Source organism: Microbacterium sp. AR7-10 (assembly GCF_001878835.1).
Taxonomy (GTDB): domain Bacteria; phylum Actinomycetota; class Actinomycetes; order Actinomycetales; family Microbacteriaceae; genus Microbacterium; species Microbacterium commune.
On the sequence record NZ_MJIR01000048.1, the window covers coordinates 1 to 781 of the forward strand.

The following is a 781-nucleotide window of genomic DNA, read 5'->3' on the forward strand; positions in this document are numbered from 1 at the left end:
GCTGCGCCGCGGCGGCGATCAGGGCATTCCCGTCGTGCTCGGCGAGCCTGACGACATCGCCGCGCGCGCCATCATCGACGTCGCGGAGCGGATCGCCCACCGCGGTCGCGGGCTCTCCGGTCGCGCGCTTCCCCTGCGGCTCGGCTGAGCCGCGCTCAGGTGGCCTCGACGTCGAACGGCGGCGGCGTCTGGCGGGAGAAGTACGTGCGCGTCATGCGCGGCCGCACCGGCACGACCGGGTCGGTGGCGACGGCGGTCGGTGTGGACACCGGCTTCGCCTCGAACTCCGGCTCTTCGAAGAGCGCGTCGCGGATGATGCGGCGCGGATCGTACTGACGCGGGTCGAGCTTGCGCCAGTCCACCTCGTCGATCTCCGGACCGAGCTCGTCGCGCATCCTGCTCTTGGTGTCGCGGAGGTACTCCCCCGCACGGCGCACGAACTTCGCGAACGACTCAGCGGCCTTCGGCAGACGCTCGGGGCCGATGATGATGACAGCGATAAGCCCGATCAGCAGCAGCTTGTCGAAGGTCAACCCCAGTTCCATCCCCCCAGGCTACCCGCCGCGCCTCCCCGCGTGATCCGCCGCCGCCGCTTACGCTGGTGACCACAAGCTTTTCCGAGGAGAGACCCCATGAGCGAGCACGACGCGAACGCCCGATTCGCGCGAGAGACCATCGTGGAGCCCGCCGCGATCGCCCGCGCGCGCGCCCACGCCCTGGAACTCGGAGCCGCCCCGATCAGCCCCGCGGTGGGCGAGCAGTGCGCCCTGCTCGCCGCCGC

At 71.6% G+C, this 781-nt stretch carries 1 protein-coding gene; it reads right to left on the reverse strand.

Features of this window, described 5'->3' with window-relative positions; genetic code table 11:
- Positions 1-155: 155 nt before the first annotated feature.
- The gene (locus tag BFN01_RS06210; RefSeq protein WP_071642698.1) at positions 156-545 is read right to left on the reverse strand and encodes a twin-arginine translocase TatA/TatE family subunit; all 390 of its coding nucleotides are present in this window, start codon (positions 543-545) and stop codon (positions 156-158) included.
- Positions 546-781: the final 236 nt, after the last annotated feature.